Here is a 19,103-nt window from a genome sequence, read left to right as displayed (position 1 = left end):
GCCGTGGTAGCTGAAAGAACTCCCCATATCACCAATCTCGATGATCACAACGAGACCGAACCCCGCGAGGAATGCGGCGTCTTTGGCGTCTGGGCTCCGGGGGAAGAGGTTTCGAAGCTGACCTACTTTGGTCTCTTCGCCTTGCAGCACCGCGGCCAGGAGGCCGCCGGTATCGCAGTCGGTGACGATGACAGCCTTGTCGTATTCAAGGATATGGGCCTGGTGTCCAATATCTTCGATGAATCCATCCTGGCCTCTCTTCAAGGCAACGTCGCCGTAGGGCATACCCGGTACTCCACCGCAGGCGGCAAGGAATGGGCCAACGTACAGCCCATGTTTGCCACCACCTCCAATGGCATCGACATTGCCTTGGGCCATAATGGCAACCTTGTTAACTACTTGGAGCTGCGCGAGGAAGCAGTAGAGCGCGGGCTGGTTGCACCGCAGCAAGAGTCGGTTTCCGATTCCATGTGCTTGTCCATGCTGCTTGCCGACGGCGTGAGTGATAGCGTCAGCATCTTCGAATCCGCTCGTGCGCTGCTCCCGCGTGTGAAGGGCGCATTCTGCCTGACCTTTACCGATGGGCACACGCTCTACGCTGCGCGTGACCCACACGGCGTGCGCCCGCTGGTGCTGGGCCGTTTGCCAAAGGGCTGGGTAGTAGCTTCGGAGACGTGTGCGCTCGACATCGTCGGCGCGCAGTTCATCCGCGAGATTGAACCGGGCGAGCTCATCTCCATCGACGAGGCGGGCATCCGCTCGGAGAAGTTCGCGGAGCCAACTCACCACGGTTGCGTCTTCGAGTACGTCTACCTGGCACGTCCTGACACCGACATCAAGGGCCGTTCGGTGAATGCGACGCGTGTGGAAATCGGGCGTCGCCTAGCGCGGCAATACCCGGCCCCAGATGCGGACCTAGTCATTCCAGTGCCTGAGTCCGGTAACCCGGCGGCCGTGGGCTATGCCCGCGAGTCCGGAATCACCTTCGCGCACGGCCTGGTGAAGAATGCGTACGTTGGCCGCACCTTCATTCAGCCCACCCAGACGCTGCGCCAGCTGGGCATTCGCCTGAAGCTGAACCCGCTGCGCGAGGTCATTGAGGGCAAGTCCCTGGTGGTCGTGGATGACTCTATCGTGCGTGGCAACACCCAGCGCGCGCTGATTCGCATGCTGCGCGAGGCGGGCGCGGCGGAGGTGCACGTGCGCATCGCTTCGCCGCCAGTGAAGTGGCCATGCTTCTATGGCATTGACTTCGCCTCCCCGGGCGAGCTCATTGCGAATGCGAATCCGTCGGATGACCCAGAGGTAGTCTGCAAGACTATCTGTGACGCCATCGGTGCGGACTCCCTCGGCTTCGTCTCCATCGATGAGATGGTCGCCGCGACCCAGCAGCCTCACCATGAGCTGTGCACCGCCTGCTTTGACGGTGTCTACCCACTCGGCCTCCCGGCCGGCAACCCGAACGCTGAGGCCGTGCGCTCCCTGCTCGGCGAAGAATCCTAAAACACAAGGCAAGGAACAAAAATGAGCGAGAATACTTACGCGGCAGCTGGCGTCAGCATCGAAGAAGGCGACCGCGCCGTCACCCTGTTTGCGCCGCACGCAAAGCGTGCAACCCGACCGGAGGTCATGGGCGGCCTGGGCGGCTTCGCGGGCCTGTTCAAGCTGGGCGAATACAAAGAGCCGGTCCTGGCTGCAGGCTCCGATGGCGTTGGCACCAAGCTGGCTGTTGCGCAGGCGATGGACGTCCACGACACCATCGGTATCGACCTGGTTGCAATGTGCGTCGATGACCTCGTGGTGTGCGGCGCGGAGCCGCTATTCCTGCAGGACTACATTGCCGTGGGCAAGGTCGTACCGGAGAAGGTCGCAGAGATTGTGAAGGGTATCGCTGAGGGCTGCGTGCAGGCAGGCGCTGCGCTGCTCGGCGGCGAGACCGCTGAGCACCCAGGAGTAATGGACCCAGAAGAATACGACGTCTCCGCAACCGCCGTGGGAGTAGTCGAGGCAGATTCCATCCTGGGCCCGGACAAGGTCCGCGACGGCGATGTCCTCATCGCGATGGCCTCTTCCGGCCTGCACTCCAACGGCTACTCCCTGGCTCGCTACGTCCTGCTGGAGCAGGCAGGTCTGCCGCTCGATGGCCACATCGAGGAGCTTGGCCGCACCCTCGGCGAGGAGCTGCTGGAGCCGACTCGCATCTACGCCAAGGACTGCCTGGCTCTGACCGCTGAGTGCAACGTTTCCACCTTCTGCCACGTCACCGGCGGTGGCCTGGCCGGCAACCTGGAGCGCGTCATTCCGGAGGGCCTGACCGCTGAAGTTAACCGTTCCACCTGGACCCCGGGCCAGATCTTCAAGACCATCGCTTCTGTGGGCAAGGTTTCCCTGGAAGAGATGGAGAAAACCTTCAACATGGGCGTTGGCATGATTGCCGTCGTCGCTCCGGAGGATCGCGAGCGCGCCCTGGCTATGATGGCTGCCCGCCACGTTGATGCGTGGGAGCTCGGCACCATCCGCGCCGCCGGCGAGGGCGAAGAGCGCGTCATCATGAACGGCGAGCACCCGAACTACTAAGCCCGCCCAACCACTTCTGCTTTCGGCCTTCCGTTCTCTGCCACATCGCGGTGGAGGAGGGGAGGTCGTTTGTGGTTTTCCTCTTCCGGCGCCGGTTTTCCTGCGCTTCCGCTCGGCTCTTCGGCGTTTTCGCGCGGATGGTAAAACCGCACCATTTAGGGCCGTCTGTCCAGCGGACGCCAAATGCAGTTGAAGCCTAGTGTGGTTTTCAAATGGTGAGGTTGCACTGTAACCACTGTGGCTGTAGTGGGCTCCTGGGGCGGGTGACGCCTCACCTCACCATTTGTTCCTCACCATTTGGAAATGCCGGCCGAGGGAAGGCCGAGGGAAGGGTAGGGGCAGCCCAGGCAGACCAGGGAAGCGGCCGTGAAGAGCAGGGTGCCGCGGGAAAGAGCCGGGCAGCGGCCAAAAGCAAAAGGCCGCAACCACGCGAAGCGGCCGCGGCCTACAGCTGGAGTCCCAGCGGCGAAAAGGAAAGCGCCTTAGCGCTGGTCCTCCTCGTCGTCTTCGTCCCACTCGTCGACGTAGTCGGCGTAAGGATCCTCGTCCTCGTAATCGTGGGAGTTGTTCGGGTTTTGGGAGGCAAGCTCCCGCTGGAGCGAATCCAGATCCATTTCAGGCGAATTGTACTTCAGCTGGCGTGCAACTTTGGTCTGCTTTGCCTTTGCGCGTCCGCGTCCCATGTGCATGACCCCCTTGAGGTGAGTAGGGCGTTCCAGGGATTCTTGGACGCCCCATCGGCTTAAATCTAAAAGTGTATCTTCCTGTTAGACACAATAGCCTGTGTGACGAAAAAATTCCGCACCACCCCCCTACATATGCCAAAACGAGTGGGATAACTCGCGCAGAGGGCTAAATGAGTTATCGGCCACGCAACTTTTCTACCGCAGCTCGTCCCGCCTTCGGGCCCTCATCGACGGGGATTGAGTCATTTTCCACGGATGCAGCGACATCCCCAATGGAAAGCTGTTGGCCGCTCAAAGCCGAGCGCTTGACCAGCGCGAGTGCGATGGGACCAAAGTCGCAGTCATCGACCACTGTGCCGAGACGTCCCACGCGGCGCCCGCCGAGAGTAACGTCCGCACCAATCTCCGGACGAGTAGGCGCCGAGCCATCCAGATAAAGCATCACCAAAAGCCGCGGCGAGCGGCCGAGATTCTCCACCCGGGCGACGGTCTCCTGGCCGCGGTAGCACCCCTTGTTCAGGTGCACGAATGCCGGCGCATCCCCGCGTGAAATCCAGTGCGGGACCTCGTGGGCAATCGCCTTTGCATCCAGGTCCGCGGCGAGCTCCGGCTCCAGCGCCTTTACACGCTCGGCGGTGTAGGCCATCAGTCCCACCAAGGTTCCGCCAGCCGATTCCAGTTCCGCCACGGCTGCCTCTAGGTCTTCACGCGGGACGAGATAGTCCGCGCGCTGCGGGCCGCGCCAGGCGACGTCGCGCGACACCACCGCGCTCGCTGGCGCCGGCAGGGCAGAACCCAGCACGGTGATAACCGCCAAGTGTGCTTCTTTCACCGTCACCTGGGACCAGAAGATCATTTTGGTCAAAAAATCCAGCAGCGAAGAAAACTGGGCTTCTGGAATATCCAGGTAGAAGGCCTCGCCAACTCGGGTGAGATCCATGTGGTGGAGCACGTGGCCCTGTATGTCTAGGTCGAGGGCGCCGGCGCTGAAGCCAGAGGGGGCGTCGTCAAGCTTTTGCGATAACAAGTTGTTGAGGAAGGTCGCAGCCTCTGGGCCCTCGACCTTGATGACGCGGCGCTGGGAGCGGTCCACGATCCCGGAGCCGGTTTCGATGATCCTTTGCTCCTTGAGCGGGTTACCGTAGTGCCAGGCGACGCCCGCGGCGTCGATTGCAGTGGCGTCTTGGAACTCAGCGGCGCCTGTGCGCGCTAAAAGTGGCGAAGAATAACTCACGAGATCCGATGGTAGGGCATAATAAAAATTATGGAGTTCACGCCTCGAAAAGAGCCGGTCATCTACGTTGTAGAGCCCTATGGTGGCTCTGTGCGCAAGCATCATCCGTCGCTGCCACTTATCTATTGGGATGACGCCGCTGTCACTCGCGGTGACGGCATCTTTGAGTCGCTGCTGGTGCGTGATGGCAAGGTGGCCAACATTGCCCGGCATAGCGCGCGCTTCGTGAACTCAGCACAGGCCCTCGAGCTGCCGGAACCGCAGATTGAAAAGTGGAAGGAAGCCACCGAACTCGCCATCGCGGACTACTTCGGCGGTGATGAGACAGGCGAGGCCAAGTGCACGTGGACATATACCCGCGGGCGTGCCTCGACAGGCCACCCGAGCGCTTGGGTCGTGGTGCAGGCAATCGATAAAAAGCTACTTGAGCAGCGCGAGAAGGGCGTCAAAGTAATGACTACCCCGCGCCTGTGGCACGTGGCCGAGGAACTGCCCGCCAAGACGCTGAACTACGCTGCCACCATGGCTACCTTGCGCCTGGCAAAGGGGAAGGGATTTGATGATGTCATCTTCGTCGACCCAGACAGCGGCATCGTCTTGGAAGGCGCCACCTCCTCCGTCGTGGCAGTGCGTGGAAACAAGCTGCGCACCCCGGCAGCGAAGGGGATTCTCTCCGGCACCACGCAGGCTGCGCTCTTCGAATACGCGCAGCAGCAGGGCTATCGCTGCAAGGCTAAGGAAATCACGCCGGAGTATCTTGAGCGCTGCGATTCGGTGTGGTTGGTCTCTTCAGTACGCACCGCCGTGCGCGTTACAAGCCTCAATGACGCAAAGCTAAAGGCCCCGGATAACGCTGCGGAAATCCGAGGCCTGCTTGATGCCGCGCTTGCGCGGTATGGCTTAAACTAGCCTGCTACGCGCTCAAGCTCAGCGGACATGTACGGGCGCATCTCGCCGTCGACCATGCGCTCGTCGACCCAACCCAGGTTGTTGTTCGGCATCAAGCCGTACATGCGCTTGCCTGGGCCGAAGTTTTTCGGTCCGGTTTCGGTAACCATGGTGGAGGCGGACTCGAGCTGCCATGCACGCTCGTTGAAAGGCTCGCCGTAGAAGATCTCCACGATTCCGTTAGAGGAGGTGTAGGTCATCTCGATCTCGTCCTTCAAGGAGATTCGCCAGTAACCGGATTCGCGGATATCGGCACCCTGTGGCTTGCCCTCGGTGTCGATGCGCCAGGTACGAGAGCTATAAGTCAGGTAATTCTCGCCGTCGTGGCTGACAATAAGCTGCTGACCAAAGGTGTACTGCTCGCCGGAAGCATCGTGGGCCTGGCCTTCGCCCTGCCAGACGCCTACGAGGGGAAGAAGGGCTAGCAGGCCGTCGTGAAGCGACGGGCCCTGGCGCAGGTTAGCGGTTTCCTGCGGCAGAGGGTTGTTGCCGAGTTTCATGGCCGGGATGTTGCGGTTCGCTGCGTCCTTCCATGCCTCGGCGGCATTGTTGACAGCGTCGTTGCCATTTAGCTTTTCGTTGCTATTTTCGCTCATGACGCACCAGCCTAGTCGCCTTAAAGGGATATAAACCACTAGGCTGGTTCGCTGTGCGAGCATTAATGATTTCAAATCCGAACTCGACTTCGCAGAGCGATGCTTTATTCAGGCAGGTCATTCCGCTGTTGCGAGATGTCGAAGGCGTCCACCTGCGCATGCAATTTACCCATTATGCGGGGCATGCAGAAGAGATCGTGCGCGGTCTTCGGCGTGCGGATTATGACGCCATTGTCGTCTTTGGTGGCGACGGTACGGTTAATGAGGTTGTCAACGGATTGCTCGGTCCGGCAGACAATGACCAGCGCCCGGCTCCGGAGGAGCTGCCGGTGCTCGGCGTTATTCCGACTGGTTCTGCCAACGTTTTCGTCCGCGCTTTAGGCATTCCGAATACCCCTGTGGAGGCCGCCCACGTACTGGCACGCCTGCTGGAGCGCGATACTCGGCGCACCATTCGCCTTGGCACCTGGAACGAGCGCTGGTTCGCGGTCAACGCCGGCTTCGGCCTCGATGCGGATGTCTTGGCGCGCGTCGATCGTGCCCGCGAGATGGGCTTTGCAGCCACCCCGTTGCGCTATCTGACGGTCTCCGCACAGGCTTATCTGCGTGCGCGCGTCATTCCACCGGAGATTTCCGTCCATGCGGTCAATCGTGATGGCAAGGAATTTACTGCGCACAAGGTGCCTTTGATGTTTACCTCCAATACCAACCCGTGGACCTTCTTGGGCCCGCTGCCGGTGGTTACTAACCCGCGCAATTCTTTTGACAAGGGTCTGGGGCTCTTCGGCGTTTCTGACTTGGGCGGCATTCACGGTTTGGTGGGCATGCTGCACCTGATGGGCGTTGATCGCAAGCACGTGTTGAGCAAGATTACCCAGGCCCGCGCATTGCAATTCGACGATGCGCAGGTGGTCGACCTGGAAACGCCGACCCCGAAGCGCTTCCAGGCCGATGGTGAGTCCGAAGGCAAGTTCACCAAGGTGCATTTGGAGTCGGTGGCAGATGCCATCGAGGTCTTTGCGCCTTCGCAGCCGCGCCCACCGCATGAGCGCAGCGTGCGCGAGATTCTTCGCGATCTGGTGCGGATTAAGTAGCGCTAGCTGGCCTGACCAACGCGCTGGGCGGTGTCCACGGCGCGCTTTTCCGCGTCCTTCACCGCCTTTTCCTCCGAACCCTCGATTTCGAGAGGGGACAGTTGGGTGGACTTCAACTTGATGTTGCGGCGCTGCACCTCAAAGGTGATGGAGCCACCATGCAGTTTCACGGACGTCGCCTGTGCAGGCAGCGGTAGGTCGCGGGTGTCGAATTGCATCGAGAAGGCCTTCTTCAGGCGCGGATCCTCGGTGTCGTAGACATTCATGTGGAATTGCTCGCCAACCAGGCGCAGCGCGACCTTTGCCGTTGACTTCTTTTTATCTCCTGGCAGCGTACCCGTCAGCTCTGCCTCGGCTGCGGTGCCGCCGATAGGAGAGATGTTGTCGGGGTTTGCAATCGAAAGATCAGTAATGCCCATCAGCCTGCCCAGCGCCACGCCATCCAGGCTGATGCTGCGGGTATAGGTCGAGACGGGGGCGCCTTCGAATTTCCCGCTAAAGACTTGTTGCGGGGTAATGGTGATATCGCGCATGGTGGTCGAAGCATTGACCATGCCTAGCTTTGGCACCTCGACGTCGAGAGATTGTACCTCGAGATAAGGAATCTCTTTGGTCAGTGTGGCGAGCGTATAAGGGAAGCCGCCAATGTAGACGTCGGGAGTATTTTCGAGGCGCGAGACAGCCTTCGATTCTTGGGCCACGGTGTGCTCTGCGTGCATGGCCACGGCAGAATCCGAAAGCCAGGCGAGGGTGCCCACGATGGCGACGATGCCGAGGCGGACAACGTTGCGGTTGATTTGCAGAACAGTCACTCTTCTATTCTTACCGCACGTACGCTGGTGGGTATGAATATCGAAACCTATCAACTTCCAGAGTGCCCAGAACTCGCAGGCAAGCTCAAGAAAATCGCTGATTTAGCACGGGGCGTCGACGGTATTGCGCCCCTGTCGGAGCAATTCATCTTGGGCCTGGATGACGCGCGCTTGGAACACACGCACTTGGTGCTCAGCGACGCCGCGGAGCCGGTAGGCCTTGCAGCTGTCGCCGGAGACGACGCCGAGATGTTTATCCACCCCGAATATCGCGGCCGTGGCTGGGGCAACGAGCTGCTGAATGCCGTGCGGGCGATAAAGCCTGCGGCAAATGTCTGGGCCCACGGCAATCTGCCGGCAGCCCAGGCTGTGGCGCAGAAGAACCACATGGAAAAGGTGCGTCAGCTTCTGGTCATGGAGGTTGCCGGTAAGGATTTGGCAAAGCACTCCACGCTTGGCGACGCCCCGTATACTCCCGCCAACTTCACCGATTCGGTAGAGCGGTGGGGCACGGACTTGGTCGAGCAGGAATGGGTGCGTGCCAACAACGAAGCCTTTTCCTGGCACCCGGAGCAAGGCGGATGGGATATAGAGCGTTTGCACCGCGGGATGGAAGCGGAATGGTTCGATCCGGCAGATGTCCTTTTCTATTGGGACACCAAGAAAGGCGATGATGGGGCAGCCCCCGTGCTGGCCGGATTCCACTGGACCAAATGGCACAAGGAGGAAATTGATGAGTTTGGTGAGGTTTATGTGATCGGCATTTCGGAGGCCTATCGCGGTCAAGGTTTGGGAAAGCCTTTGCTGCGTTATGGTCTGAATCGAATGGTGGAAAAGGGTGCTGACCGGGTAATTCTCTACGTAGAAGCGGATAATAAACCGGCTGTAAAGCTTTATGAGCGCCTCGGGTTTAGCGTTATTGAAGACCACTCTGTCTACTCGGGGCGTGATTAGTCTCACCAACTTTGGCGACATGTTCATTTGTTGTTCACCTGAAACCACCTCTGTGGTTAACCCGCCGCGGATAGCTTTACGTTTTGTGAGTTAACCGCGGTGTTGGTAGTTCTCTTTCAACTCTTTCGCTTTTACCAATGCGATGTGCGGTTTGCTCGGATAACAATCTCTGTTCTGCTTTGGAAAGGTTTCCTGTGATCCGCAACTTCAAGCGCACCGCTGCAATCTTCGGCATTGTTGCCGCAACCTCCACCGGCCTTGTTGCCTGCTCTGAATCCGGTTCGGGCTCTGAGGGCGGCTCTGAGGTCTCCGGTGACCTCACCGGTGAGGGCGCATCCTCCCAGAAGAGCGCAATGTCCGTCTTTGAGAAGGCCTTCCTGGACGAGCACCCAGACGCTAACTTCTCCTACACCTCCTCCGGCTCCGGCGCTGGCGTTGAGGCTTTCACCAACGGCACCGTTGACTTCGCTGGTTCCGACTCCGCTCTGAAGGAGGACAAGGGTGAGGTTGAGGCTGCCAAGGAGCGTTGCGAGGGCAACGACGCATGGCACCTGCCAACCACCATCGGCCCGGTTGCAATCGCATACAACCTGGGTGACAAGGAAGTAAACCTGAAGACCGAGACCCTGGCAAAGATCTTCAAGGGCGAGATCACCAAGTGGAACGACGAAGAGATCAAGGCTTCCAACGAGGGCGTTGACCTCCCAGACACCGACATCACCGTCATCTTCCGTTCTGACGAGTCCGGTACCTCCGACAACTTCCAGAAGTTCCTGAAGACCGCCACCGGCAACTGGGACAACGAGGGCAAGCAGTTCCCGGACGCTGTCGGCGAGGGCGCAAACGGTTCCTCCGGCGTTGCTGACCAGGTTGCTTCCATCGACGGTGCAATCACCTACGTTGAGGCTGGCTACGCACACCAGAAGGAATCTGACGGCGTCAAGATTGCCAAGATTGACTTCGGCAACGGCCCGGTTGAGCTGTCCAACGAGACCGTCGGCGTTGCACTCGACAACCTGAAGTTCAAGGAGACCGGCTCCGAGCACAACATGGTTGTTGACTCCGAGGCGCTCTTCGGTTCCGACACCAAGGGTTCCTACCCGCTCATCCTGACCACCTACAACATCGTTTGCTCCGCTGGGTACGATGAGGAGACCTCCGCGCTGGTCAAGGCTTTCTTCAAGACCGTTCTGGATAACCAGAGCTCCGACCTCGAGTCTGCTGGATTCATCCCTGTTACCGGTGACCACCTCGAGCGTCTGAAGTCTGCTGTTGACGCAATCCAGTAATTTGCTGGATACGCAATAAAAGACAGCACTGCCCGCCCCCAAATCCGTTCATCAGAGCGCCTTTGGGGGCTGCGGTGTGTTGCACATTAATTCCCACAGTTTCCGTTGAAAAGGATTTCGTAGTCTCATGGCAGACAACAATCTCACCACGGCGCCACCAAATGAGCAGACAGAAGCCGCCTCGCGGCCTGCTTCTTCTGCTGGTAGCTCCGAGGCCGCAATCGTGAAGTCCGGTTCGGGTGTAAAACGCCCAGGTGACCGAATTTTCGAGTTTCTCTCCACCGCCTCCGCAACCTTAATCACCGTGATGATCGCTGCCATTGCAGCCTTCCTGATTTGGCGCGCAGTGCCTGCACTGAACGTCAACGAGGGCGGCTTCCTAGGCTTTTTCACCTACGGTCAGCGCTGGGAGACTAACAACACTGACGCAATGCAGTTCGGTATCCCGACCATGTTCGGCTCCACGGTGCTCATATCCGTTGTTGCCTTGCTGATCGCGATGCCGGTTGCGCTTGGCATTGCTATCTTCCTTTCCAACTACGCTCCGGCCCGCGCAGTGAAGCCGCTTGGCTTCTTGGTCGACATGCTCGCTGCAGTTCCGTCCATCGTTTACGGTCTGTGGGGCTGGCAGGTTCTTGGCCCGGCTCTTTCAGGCTTTTATAAGTGGATTCATTCGTGGGCTGGCGGCTTCTTCCTGTTCACCACCTACGACAACTCGCCTTCCTTCGAGACCGGCCGCAACATCTTCACCGGTGGCATCGTGCTGGCAGTGATGATTCTGCCCATCATCGCCGCCACCGCGCGTGAGGTCTTTGTGCAGACCCCTCCGGGCCAGATTGAGTCCGCGTTGGCGCTGGGCGCTACCCGCTGGGAAGTTATCCGCATGACCGTCCTGCCTTTTGGTATGTCCGGTTACATCGCCGGTTCCATGCTGGGCCTGGGCCGTGCGCTGGGTGAGACTATGGCGCTGTACATGGTTGTCTCGCCGCTGATTGATTTCCGCTTCTCGCTTTTCGACGGCGGTACTACCTTCGCTACTGCGATCGCTCTGGCAGCTTCCGAGTTCGGTAACGAGATGCGTGCGGGTGCTTATATCGCAGCCGGCCTCATGCTGTTCCTGCTGACCTTCGTGGTCAATGCCATTGCCCGTTCCATCGTGAAGAAGAAGTAGGAAGAGGTAAACCTGAATGTCTACCCCAGTAAAGACCCTTCCGCAGAACTCCGGATCGGCGTTCCTTGATATTTCCGGCGGCCGCAAGACCGCCAACAACATCGCCACCTTCGTCGTGTGGGCCACGATGATCATCGCGATGATTCCACTCGTCTGGGTGCTCTGGGAGCTTTTTGCTCGCGGTGCCGGCGCCATTTTCAATCCTGAATGGTGGACTACCTCGCAGCGCGGAATCCTTGATACCGAGGCTGGCGGCGGTGCATTGCACGCGATTATCGGTACCTTCGTCCAGACCCTCCTGGCAACCATCATTTCCGTCCCGATTGGCATCTTCACCGCTATCTACTTGGTGGAGTATTCCCGCGGCGGTCTGCTGAGCCGCCTGACCACCTTCATGGTCGACATCCTTTCTGGTGTTCCTTCCATCGTCGCTGCGTTGTTCGTCTTCGCAATGTGGATCACGCTCTTCGGCTTCGACCGTTCCGGCATGGCAGTGGCGCTTTCTCTGGTGCTGCTGATGATTCCAATCGTCGTTCGTAACACGGAGGAGATGCTGCGCGTCGTCCCGATGGACCTGCGTGAGGCTTCCTATGCGCTGGGAGTGCCGAAGTGGAAGACCATCGCCCGCATCGTTCTGCCAACCGCTCTGTCCGGCATCGTCACCGGCATCATGCTGGCCGTTGCCCGCGTCATGGGTGAGTCCGCTCCGGTTCTGGTCTTGGTCGGCTCGACCTCTTCCATCAACTGGGACGCAATGGATGGCGCAATGTCTTCCTTGCCGCTGATGATGCTTGATATGTACAAGTCCGGCGCCCAGCCGGCCGTTCTGGACAAGCTGTGGGGCGCGGCACTGACGCTGGTCCTGCTGATTGCAATCCTCAACATTGCGGCGCGCTTCGTTTCTGCGAAGTTCTCCGTCAAGAAGTAACACGCCCGCCCGCCACACCTAAAGCCCCTCAACAGGAGTAATTCAAAAAATGTCAAAGCTTGAGCTCAATGACGTGAACATCTACTACGGTGATTTCCACGCCGTACAGAACGTCAACATGCAGATCCCAGCACAGGCAGTTACTGCGTTCATCGGCCCTTCCGGCTGCGGTAAGTCCACCGTTCTGCGCACCATCAACCGCATGCACGAGGTCATCCCTGGCGCTTCCGTCAAGGGTGAGATCCTGCTCGACGGCCAGAACATCTACGGCCCAAAGGTTGACCCAGTCTCCGTCCGTAACACCATCGGCATGGTCTTCCAGAAGGCAAACCCGTTCCCAACCATGTCCATCGAGGACAACGTTGTCGCCGGCCTGCGTCTGTCCGGTGAGAAGAACAAGAAGAAGCTGAAGGAAGTCGCCGAGAAGTCCCTGCGTGGCGCAAACCTATGGGATGAGGTTAAGGACCGTCTGGACAAGCCGGGCGGCGGCCTGTCCGGTGGTCAGCAGCAGCGTCTGTGCATCGCTCGCGCGATTGCCGTGGAGCCAGAGGTTCTCCTCATGGACGAGCCTTGCTCTGCACTGGACCCAATTTCCACCTTGGCCGTTGAGGACCTTATCCACGAGCTGAAGGAAAACTTCACCATCGTTATCGTGACCCACAACATGCAGCAGGCAGCGCGTGTGTCCGACAAGACCGGTTTCTTCTCCCTCGAGGCCACCGGCAAGCCGGGCCACCTGGTGGAGTTCGATGACACCACCACCATTTTCAAGAACCCGTCTAAGAAGGACACTGAGGACTACATCTCCGGCCGCTTCGGCTAAGCCTTAGTAGCTTCCATGTAGCAGACGGATAAACCCCGCTTCCTTTGAAACAAGAGGGAAGCGGGGTTTAGCGTTATTAGAGACAGTGAAGATTGATCTAGATAGATAGTTTTCGTGAAACGCCTGTAGTTGGATTGAATGTGCTTCAGCGTTGCCTTAAAGGTCTAGCTACCTAGTGAGGATTAATGGCGGAACTGGCGCTCGAGCTCGGCCATGCGGGACTCGAACTCTTTGTCCCTTTCTTCCTCGCTCAATTTGGCCATATAGGCCTCCGGAGCGAGCCCGGTGGACAGGTAAATGATGCGGCCGGCCACGCTGACGCAGTGATCGGCGAAACGCTCGTAGTAGCGGGTCATTTGGGCAGTTTCCACGGCCTCGCGCACGCTTGCTTCCCACTCTCGATTCGTCAGGATGGACAAAAGGTAGTGGTTGATGTCATCTACCGCATCATCTTCAGAGGTCATCCGCAGGGCGGTATCGGGGTCCGGGGTCACTAAGATTTCGCGCAACATCCTAATCATGTCGTCGTTTAAGCGTGCGAGCTCCTCAAAATAGCCGATGTACTCTGCGGGCACCACGTTTTCTGGGTGGCGTCGGCGGGCAGCCGATGCCACGTGTTGGGCCAGACGGCCCATGCGGTGGAGGTCTTCCACGATGTAGATGGAGGAGACGACCTGGCGGAGATCTTTGGCCATGGGATTTTCGAGCGCGAGCAGCAAGACAGCGCGCTCCTCGCAGCGGTTGCGGACTTCGTCCAGTTCCTCGCGCAAAGACATGGCCTCTTCAGCGGCGTGGAGTTCGGAGTCAATCAGTGCTTCAGAGGCGAGCCTTAAGGTGTTATGGACGATGTCGCACATGATAATGAGGTCGTGCGAGAAGCTATCTAGATGTTCGCGATATGCGGTGCGCATGTCGGAAATGATAGACCACTTTTTGGTCTAATGCTCGTTATGGCTTTGTCTATCCGCCCGAATGCATAATTTCTGCACCTTCGGGCACTGTTGCGTCCTCTGGATCGTCCAGCCAACCCTCGGGTAGAACCACCTTGGCAGGTGAGCCTTGACGTCCACGTGCGCCATCCGCGTCGTCGGCAAGCGCCTGCGAATCGGCCCACGGTGCCAGCAATTCGCGCAGGTTATCTACCGAATCCACCCGCGAAAGGCCCGAGCGTACCTCGCCTCCCACGGGGAATCCGCGCAGGTACCAACCCACGTGCTTGCGGATATCGCGGCTGGCCTGACGCTCGCCATCGTGCTGCGCCAGCAGCTCCGCATGCCTAATCATAATCTGCGTCACTTCGCCCAAGGTTGGCTCGGAAGGAATTGGCTCGCCACGCAGCTCCGCAGACAGTTCCGCGAAGAGCCACGGGCGGCCGAGGCAGCCGCGCCCGACGACGACGCCGTCGCAGCCCGTCTGCTCCATCATGGCGCGGGCATCGGTGGCTTTGAAGATATCGCCGTTGCCCAGCACCGGGATGCCGGTATCGGCCAGGTGCTCCTTGAGGCGTGCGATCTCATTCCAATCGGCGTGACCGGAGTAGCGCTGAGCGGCTGTGCGCCCGTGCAAGGCGACGGCCGCGGCACCCTCCTCCACTGCGATGCGTCCTGCGTCCAAGTGTGTGTGGTGCTCGTCGTCGATGCCCACGCGCATCTTCACGGTAACCGGAATGTCGGTGCCCTCTGTGGCCTCAACTGCGGCGGCGACGATGTTGCCGAAGAGTCGGCGCTTATAGGGCAGAGCTGAGCCGCCACCGCGACGAGTTACCTTGGGCACGGGGCAGCCGAAATTCATGTCGATGTGATCGGCCAAGTTTTCATCCACGATCATCTTTGCTGCCTTGTAGGTGTACTCCGGATCGACGGTGTACAGCTGTAGCGAGCGTGGATTTTCATCTGGCCCGAACGTGGTCATGTGCATGGTCTTTTCATTGCGCTCGACCAACGCGCGAGCGGTGACCATCTCGCATACATATAGTCCGGAGACCGTTCCGGTCTTCGCAATTTCTTGTTCCCGGCAGAGCGTGCGGAAGGCCACGTTGGTTACGCCCGCCATAGGGGCTAGGACAACGGGGGAGTTGAGCTCGATTTTTCCGATTGCAAGATTCACGCAGCCAATTGTGCTCTTTGGGCAGGTGGCGTGGCAAGTTTGGCGCGTCGTTGTGACGGGGGTGTGTAAGTTTGCGAAGTTTTCGGTAAAACCTCAACAAGTTCGCTAATGTGGTGCATGTAACTTAAAGGGGCTGATCGTGTCGTACGGTTGGCCCTATATATAAAGGAGGATTTACTTTGACCGATAGGATCGGATACGCGCCGTTTAAGGAGCTTGTCGTTTCTGCTGAAGAAGCTGCAAAGTTTGTCAATCACGGTGACCGCGTCGGTATCTCTGGCTTTACCGGTGCGGGCTACCCAAAGGCGCTGCCTACCGCCATCGCTGAAAAGGCAAAGGCTGCACACGCTGCTGGTGAGGAATTCAAGATCGATGTCTTCTCCGGCGCTTCCACCGCACCGGATTGTGACGGTGTGCTGGCAGAGGCGGACGCATTGCGCTTCCGCTCTCCGTACAACTCCGATCCGACTCTGCGTAACAAGGCCAACGCAGGCGAGATTCTTTACCAGGACATTCACCTTTCCCACTCCGGCCAGCAGGTAGAGGAGGGCTTCTACGGCGATTTCCAGGTCGCAATCATCGAGGTTGTCCGCATCCTGGAAGACGGCAACATCATCCCGTCTTCTGCAGTGGGCAATAACCTGGAATACATCGAGGCTGCAGACAAGATTATTCTCGAGGTAAACACCTGGCAGTCCGAGAACCTCGAGGGCATGCACGACATTTACAAGATCGAGAAGCTGCCTAACCGCCAGCCAATCCCGATCACCAAGGTTGATGACCGCATCGGTACCCCGTACATCGAGCTGCCGACCGAAAAGGTAGTCGCAGTCGTCGAGACCAACGCTCCGGACCGCAACGCGCCATTTAAGGCTCCGGATGAGGTATCCGAGAAGATCGCTGCTAACTTCATCGAGTTCCTCGAAGGCGAGGTTGCTGCTGGCCGCCTGGAGTATGACAAGTTCATCATGCAGTCCGGCGTGGGTAATGTCCCGAACGCCGTGATGGCAGGCCTGCTGGAGTCCAAGTTTGAAAACATCCAGGCCTACACCGAGGTCATCCAGGACGGCATGCTCGACCTTATCGACGCCGGCAAGATGTCTGTCGCTTCCGCTACCTCCTTTGCGCTTTCCCCGGAGTACGCAGAGAAGATGAACGCTGAGGCAGAGCGCTACCGCAAGCACATCATCCTGCGTCCGCAGCAGGTCTCCAACCACCCTGAGGTCATCCGCCGCGTGGGTCTTATCTCCTCCAACGGCATGATTGAGGCCGATATTTACGGCAACATCAACTCCACCAACGTTGGCGGCTCCCGCATCATGAACGGCACCGGCGGCTCCGGTGACTTCACCCGCAACGGTTACATCTCCACGTTCGTTTCCCCGTCTGTGGCAAAGGGTGGCGCAATCTCCGCGATTGTTCCTTTCGTTTCCCACACTGACCACACCGAGCACGACACCATGGTCATCATCACCGAGTACGGTGTCGCTGACCTGCGTGGTCTCGCACCGCGTGAGCGCGTGGAAAAGGTCATCGCCGTGGCACACCCGGACTACCGCCCGCTGCTGGAGGAGTACTACGAGCGTGCTTCCGCCAACAAGTTCGTCCACACCCCGCACGATCTGAAGACTGCCTTCGACTTCCAGATTAACTTCGCCGAAAAGGGCGACATGCGCGGCTAAGCAAACTCAGCGGCATTTAGCCCCTGACAAGCAAACATGACTGGCTCCCCGCAATAAAGTGGGGGGCCAGTTTCGTTTCTTTAGCGGGGCCTACTAAAATGGTTTCGCGATGGGCCTTTAGCTCAGCTGGTAGAGCTACGGACTTTTAATCCGCAGGTCCCGGGTTCGAGCCCCGGAGGGCCCACATTTGATTCCCCTTGGTAAAAGCCAAGGGGAATTTTTATGCCTTTTGTGCCTTGTTTGTTTGGATTCACTCTTGCTACCTATTTCCGACGTTACATGTGGTAGTGATCAGCCTCTTGCTTATTGGCGAAATACGGGAGCCAGAGGTATCTAGAAGCAAAACCCAGGGCTCTTCGCTTGGCTTTGTTCCGGAGTTCTGCCAACTTCCGGGTGGAATAGCCGGGGTGGAATATCAAAGCCATAATTTTGACTTATCTCATTTATTTATGTAAAAATAGCCAAGCTTTAGGTATTAATATCATCTCTCCCTGTTCGGCGCTTGAAGCAAGCTTTTGTTCAGGTAAGGCAAGTCTCTTTTGCCTAGTTCTCAGAAAGAGGTGTGAAATCCGGTGAAGAAAATAGTCGTAGCAGGGCTGACTGTAGCCTTGGCGATCACTTCATTTGTTGTCCCAGCTAATGCTGAGGGGCATTTTGAAACCAGCGTGAATGGAATTCGCGATGGCTTTAAAACTCGTAGTTGGTACGATCGAAATATTGATGGGTTTAACACGGAAATCACAGCAGCTACCTGCTTGAACACTCCGCACGGATCGCCAGGAAAAGTCGAGATGACCCTACGCCGAACTCTCGCAGGGCAGCCGGATCCGGACCTGGGTTCACGTTCTCTCAACAGGTGCTATGGGGGTTGGGATCGAGGTGGCTGGGGGCGTCAGGCTGCAGGCAACTATCATGCCGATATTCATACGTTTGATTGGAACCGTTTGACCATCAATTGGATGAAAGTCGTATGGTAGATACGATTCGAGTTGATGCTTTAAAGATAAGGCGTTCAAACAAAACAATTCTGGATATACCGCAGTTGACGATAGATGAACGTCCAACGCTTCTTCTTGGGGCAAACGGTGCAGGAAAGCCGACTCTTTTTTCCGTCCTGGCATCAGATTCTTCTCCGCACGACGGGGTCGTCTTAAGGGTGGGCTCTATATCGTTAGTCGAGCAGAAATTCATGCCGATTGTGGGTTTCACTTCTGGAGAATACTGCGCTTATGTTGCGTGGCTGTTTGGTCAGGATAGGAAAATCGCAAAGAAACATAGCTTGGAGTGGCTAAACTTTGTTGATTTGTCGAAGGCTGCCGATCAGAGATGTGAAAGTCTTAGCGGAGGGGAACGCTCTAGATTGGCAATCGCTACAGCATTGAATTCTGGGTCGAAAACTCTGCTTCTTGATGAGCCTAGTGCGGCGCTTGATCCCCTTAGCAAGGAGCTCATTACAAAGGTTTATCAAAAGATCGTGGAAATGGGGCATAATTTAGTTGTCTCCACCCATGATGCAGGTGAACTGCAGAAACCATTCGAGCGCGTTCTTGTCCTTGATAAAGGCAAGTTGCGATTCGATGGTTCAAGGTCAGAATTCATACAGTTAGCATCAGAATTAGACGACAATCCAGTGCACAATCTCGCACGCTCTTTTGCGCGGAGGAGGAACGATGATGGTTCCTAATTTCGGATTCAGACATTGGTTTCGACGCCCGTCATTGTGGATTTGTCTTGCTGGAATCGTTCTCAGTGCAGTTCCTATATCAGAGCTTGGGAAAACAACCTATTTCCAGTCAAACGCTGCCCAATCTACTTTAGTGTTCGTTGTTATTGCTCCAGCGGTTTCTGCCGGAATGGCTTGGGAAGCATCACGTTTTCGCGAAATTGCGCAATTGGGGCGAAGCTCTGTAGTTCGTATCTTTAGAGACCGAATGCTTTTATGGTCGCTAGTTTTTCCTGTTGGCTACGTATTGGCTAACCTAGCCCAAAGTACTGAATCGATATCGTTCGCGTCCAAGTTCTTTTGGATGATGTTGGCATACTCATGCGTCGTAGGTATTTGCTGGGTGTTGATTGGAAGCGCACTTGGCTTTTCGCTTAAGCCTCTTATTTCTGTCTGTGCTGCGGTTGCGCTTGCATATACTTGGTATGCGATCGTTCCAGCCACTTCTGAAGCGTCCTGGGTTTAGTTCCTACCTCAGCT

The 19,103-nt window shown here is 57.8% G+C and carries 19 protein-coding genes and 1 tRNA gene; 14 read left to right on the top strand and 6 right to left on the bottom strand.

The window, feature by feature from the left end:
• Positions 1 to 3: 3 nt before the first annotated feature.
• Positions 4 to 1,503, top strand: coding sequence for an amidophosphoribosyltransferase (purF, locus tag HMPREF2692_RS00740; RefSeq protein ID WP_061924528.1), 1,500 nt, complete (start codon positions 4 to 6; stop codon positions 1,501 to 1,503).
• Positions 1,504 to 1,524: 21 nt separating this feature from the next.
• Positions 1,525 to 2,577: a phosphoribosylformylglycinamidine cyclo-ligase gene (gene purM / locus HMPREF2692_RS00735; protein WP_061924525.1), complete on the top strand. Its 1,053-nt coding sequence runs from the start codon at positions 1,525 to 1,527 to the stop codon at positions 2,575 to 2,577.
• Positions 2,578 to 3,059: 482 nt separating this feature from the next.
• On the opposite strand, the gene HMPREF2692_RS00730 is transcribed toward purM, so the two are convergent.
• The gene (locus HMPREF2692_RS00730; protein WP_179294342.1) at positions 3,060 to 3,260 is read right to left on the bottom strand and encodes a DUF3073 domain-containing protein; all 201 of its coding nucleotides are present in this window, start codon (positions 3,258 to 3,260) and stop codon (positions 3,060 to 3,062) included.
• Between the two features lie 178 nt (positions 3,261 to 3,438).
• On the bottom strand, positions 3,439 to 4,497 hold the full coding sequence (locus HMPREF2692_RS00725) for a CAF17-like 4Fe-4S cluster assembly/insertion protein YgfZ (RefSeq protein ID WP_070432618.1): 1,059 nt from the start codon (positions 4,495 to 4,497) through the stop codon (positions 3,439 to 3,441).
• A 30-nt stretch (positions 4,498 to 4,527) separates the two neighbouring features.
• Between HMPREF2692_RS00725 and HMPREF2692_RS00720 the strand changes: the two genes are divergently transcribed.
• Positions 4,528 to 5,406, top strand: coding sequence for an aminodeoxychorismate lyase (locus HMPREF2692_RS00720; RefSeq protein ID WP_070822405.1), 879 nt, complete (start codon positions 4,528 to 4,530; stop codon positions 5,404 to 5,406).
• Here the strand turns inward: HMPREF2692_RS00720 and HMPREF2692_RS00715 are convergent.
• Positions 5,403 to 6,041, bottom strand: coding sequence for a heme-binding beta-barrel domain-containing protein (locus HMPREF2692_RS00715; RefSeq protein WP_061924518.1), 639 nt, complete (start codon positions 6,039 to 6,041; stop codon positions 5,403 to 5,405). The genes HMPREF2692_RS00720 and HMPREF2692_RS00715 overlap by 4 nt on opposite strands.
• A 53-nt stretch (positions 6,042 to 6,094) precedes the next feature.
• Between HMPREF2692_RS00715 and HMPREF2692_RS00710 the strand changes: the two genes are divergently transcribed.
• Positions 6,095 to 7,135 carry a diacylglycerol/lipid kinase family protein gene (locus HMPREF2692_RS00710; RefSeq protein WP_061924515.1) on the top strand — a complete coding sequence of 347 codons (1,041 nt, stop codon included), beginning with the start codon at positions 6,095 to 6,097 and terminating at the stop codon, positions 7,133 to 7,135.
• Between the two features lie 2 nt (positions 7,136 to 7,137).
• On the opposite strand, the gene HMPREF2692_RS00705 is transcribed toward HMPREF2692_RS00710, so the two are convergent.
• Entirely contained in the window at positions 7,138 to 7,947 is an 810-nt protein-coding gene (locus HMPREF2692_RS00705; protein ID WP_061924512.1) for an LmeA family phospholipid-binding protein, read from the bottom strand.
• A gap of 33 nt (positions 7,948 to 7,980) precedes the next feature.
• Between HMPREF2692_RS00705 and mshD the strand changes: the two genes are divergently transcribed.
• From mshD to pstB, 5 genes are all read left to right on the top strand, one after another.
• A complete protein-coding gene (gene mshD / locus HMPREF2692_RS00700; protein ID WP_061924509.1) occupies positions 7,981 to 8,901 on the top strand; it encodes a mycothiol synthase in 921 nt (306 codons plus the stop codon).
• A 194-nt stretch (positions 8,902 to 9,095) separates the two neighbouring features.
• Complete coding sequence (gene pstS, locus HMPREF2692_RS00695) at positions 9,096 to 10,190, top strand: phosphate ABC transporter substrate-binding protein PstS (protein WP_061924506.1); 1,095 nt, start codon at positions 9,096 to 9,098, stop codon at positions 10,188 to 10,190.
• A 127-nt stretch (positions 10,191 to 10,317) separates the two neighbouring features.
• Positions 10,318 to 11,361, top strand: coding sequence for a phosphate ABC transporter permease subunit PstC (gene pstC / locus HMPREF2692_RS00690; protein ID WP_061924504.1), 1,044 nt, complete (start codon positions 10,318 to 10,320; stop codon positions 11,359 to 11,361).
• 16 nt (positions 11,362 to 11,377) lie between these two features.
• Complete coding sequence (gene pstA / locus HMPREF2692_RS00685) at positions 11,378 to 12,289, top strand: phosphate ABC transporter permease PstA (RefSeq protein ID WP_062037334.1); 912 nt, start codon at positions 11,378 to 11,380, stop codon at positions 12,287 to 12,289.
• Positions 12,290 to 12,338: 49 nt separating this feature from the next.
• Complete coding sequence (gene pstB / locus HMPREF2692_RS00680; protein ID WP_061924498.1) at positions 12,339 to 13,112, top strand: phosphate ABC transporter ATP-binding protein PstB; 774 nt, start codon at positions 12,339 to 12,341, stop codon at positions 13,110 to 13,112.
• A gap of 182 nt (positions 13,113 to 13,294) precedes the next feature.
• Here pstB and phoU read toward each other — a convergent pair whose 3' ends face one another.
• Complete coding sequence (phoU, locus tag HMPREF2692_RS00675; RefSeq protein ID WP_070822403.1) at positions 13,295 to 14,023, bottom strand: phosphate signaling complex protein PhoU; 729 nt, start codon at positions 14,021 to 14,023, stop codon at positions 13,295 to 13,297.
• Positions 14,024 to 14,072: 49 nt separating this feature from the next.
• Positions 14,073 to 15,218 (bottom strand): tRNA dihydrouridine synthase DusB, encoded by a 1,146-nt coding sequence (gene dusB, locus HMPREF2692_RS00670; RefSeq protein ID WP_061924491.1) that lies wholly within the window; start codon positions 15,216 to 15,218, stop codon positions 14,073 to 14,075.
• Between the two features lie 179 nt (positions 15,219 to 15,397).
• Here dusB and HMPREF2692_RS00665 point away from each other — a divergent pair, with 179 nt between their 5' ends.
• From HMPREF2692_RS00665 to HMPREF2692_RS12880, 5 genes are all read left to right on the top strand, one after another.
• Entirely contained in the window at positions 15,398 to 16,900 is a 1,503-nt protein-coding gene (locus HMPREF2692_RS00665; RefSeq protein WP_061924487.1) for an acetyl-CoA hydrolase/transferase family protein, read from the top strand.
• A 111-nt stretch (positions 16,901 to 17,011) separates the two neighbouring features.
• A tRNA-Lys gene (locus tag HMPREF2692_RS00660) sits at positions 17,012 to 17,084 on the top strand.
• 388 nt (positions 17,085 to 17,472) lie between these two features.
• Positions 17,473 to 17,877: a hypothetical protein gene (locus HMPREF2692_RS12485; RefSeq protein WP_235597022.1), complete on the top strand. Its 405-nt coding sequence runs from the start codon at positions 17,473 to 17,475 to the stop codon at positions 17,875 to 17,877.
• Positions 17,871 to 18,584, top strand: coding sequence for an ATP-binding cassette domain-containing protein (locus tag HMPREF2692_RS00655; RefSeq protein ID WP_070455476.1), 714 nt, complete (start codon positions 17,871 to 17,873; stop codon positions 18,582 to 18,584). Before HMPREF2692_RS12485 ends, HMPREF2692_RS00655 begins: the two co-directional genes overlap by 7 nt.
• Complete coding sequence (locus HMPREF2692_RS12880) at positions 18,571 to 19,089, top strand: hypothetical protein (RefSeq protein WP_141761286.1); 519 nt, start codon at positions 18,571 to 18,573, stop codon at positions 19,087 to 19,089. The genes HMPREF2692_RS00655 and HMPREF2692_RS12880 overlap by 14 nt, the downstream gene beginning before the upstream one ends.
• The last annotated feature ends 14 nt before the right edge of the window (positions 19,090 to 19,103 follow it).

It is taken from the genome of Corynebacterium sp. HMSC036D03 (assembly GCF_001836185.1).
In the GTDB taxonomy this organism is placed as follows: domain Bacteria; phylum Actinomycetota; class Actinomycetes; order Mycobacteriales; family Mycobacteriaceae; genus Corynebacterium; species Corynebacterium simulans.
Note: the sequence above shows the minus strand (reverse complement) of the source record. Positions and strands in the feature narration are given on the sequence as shown.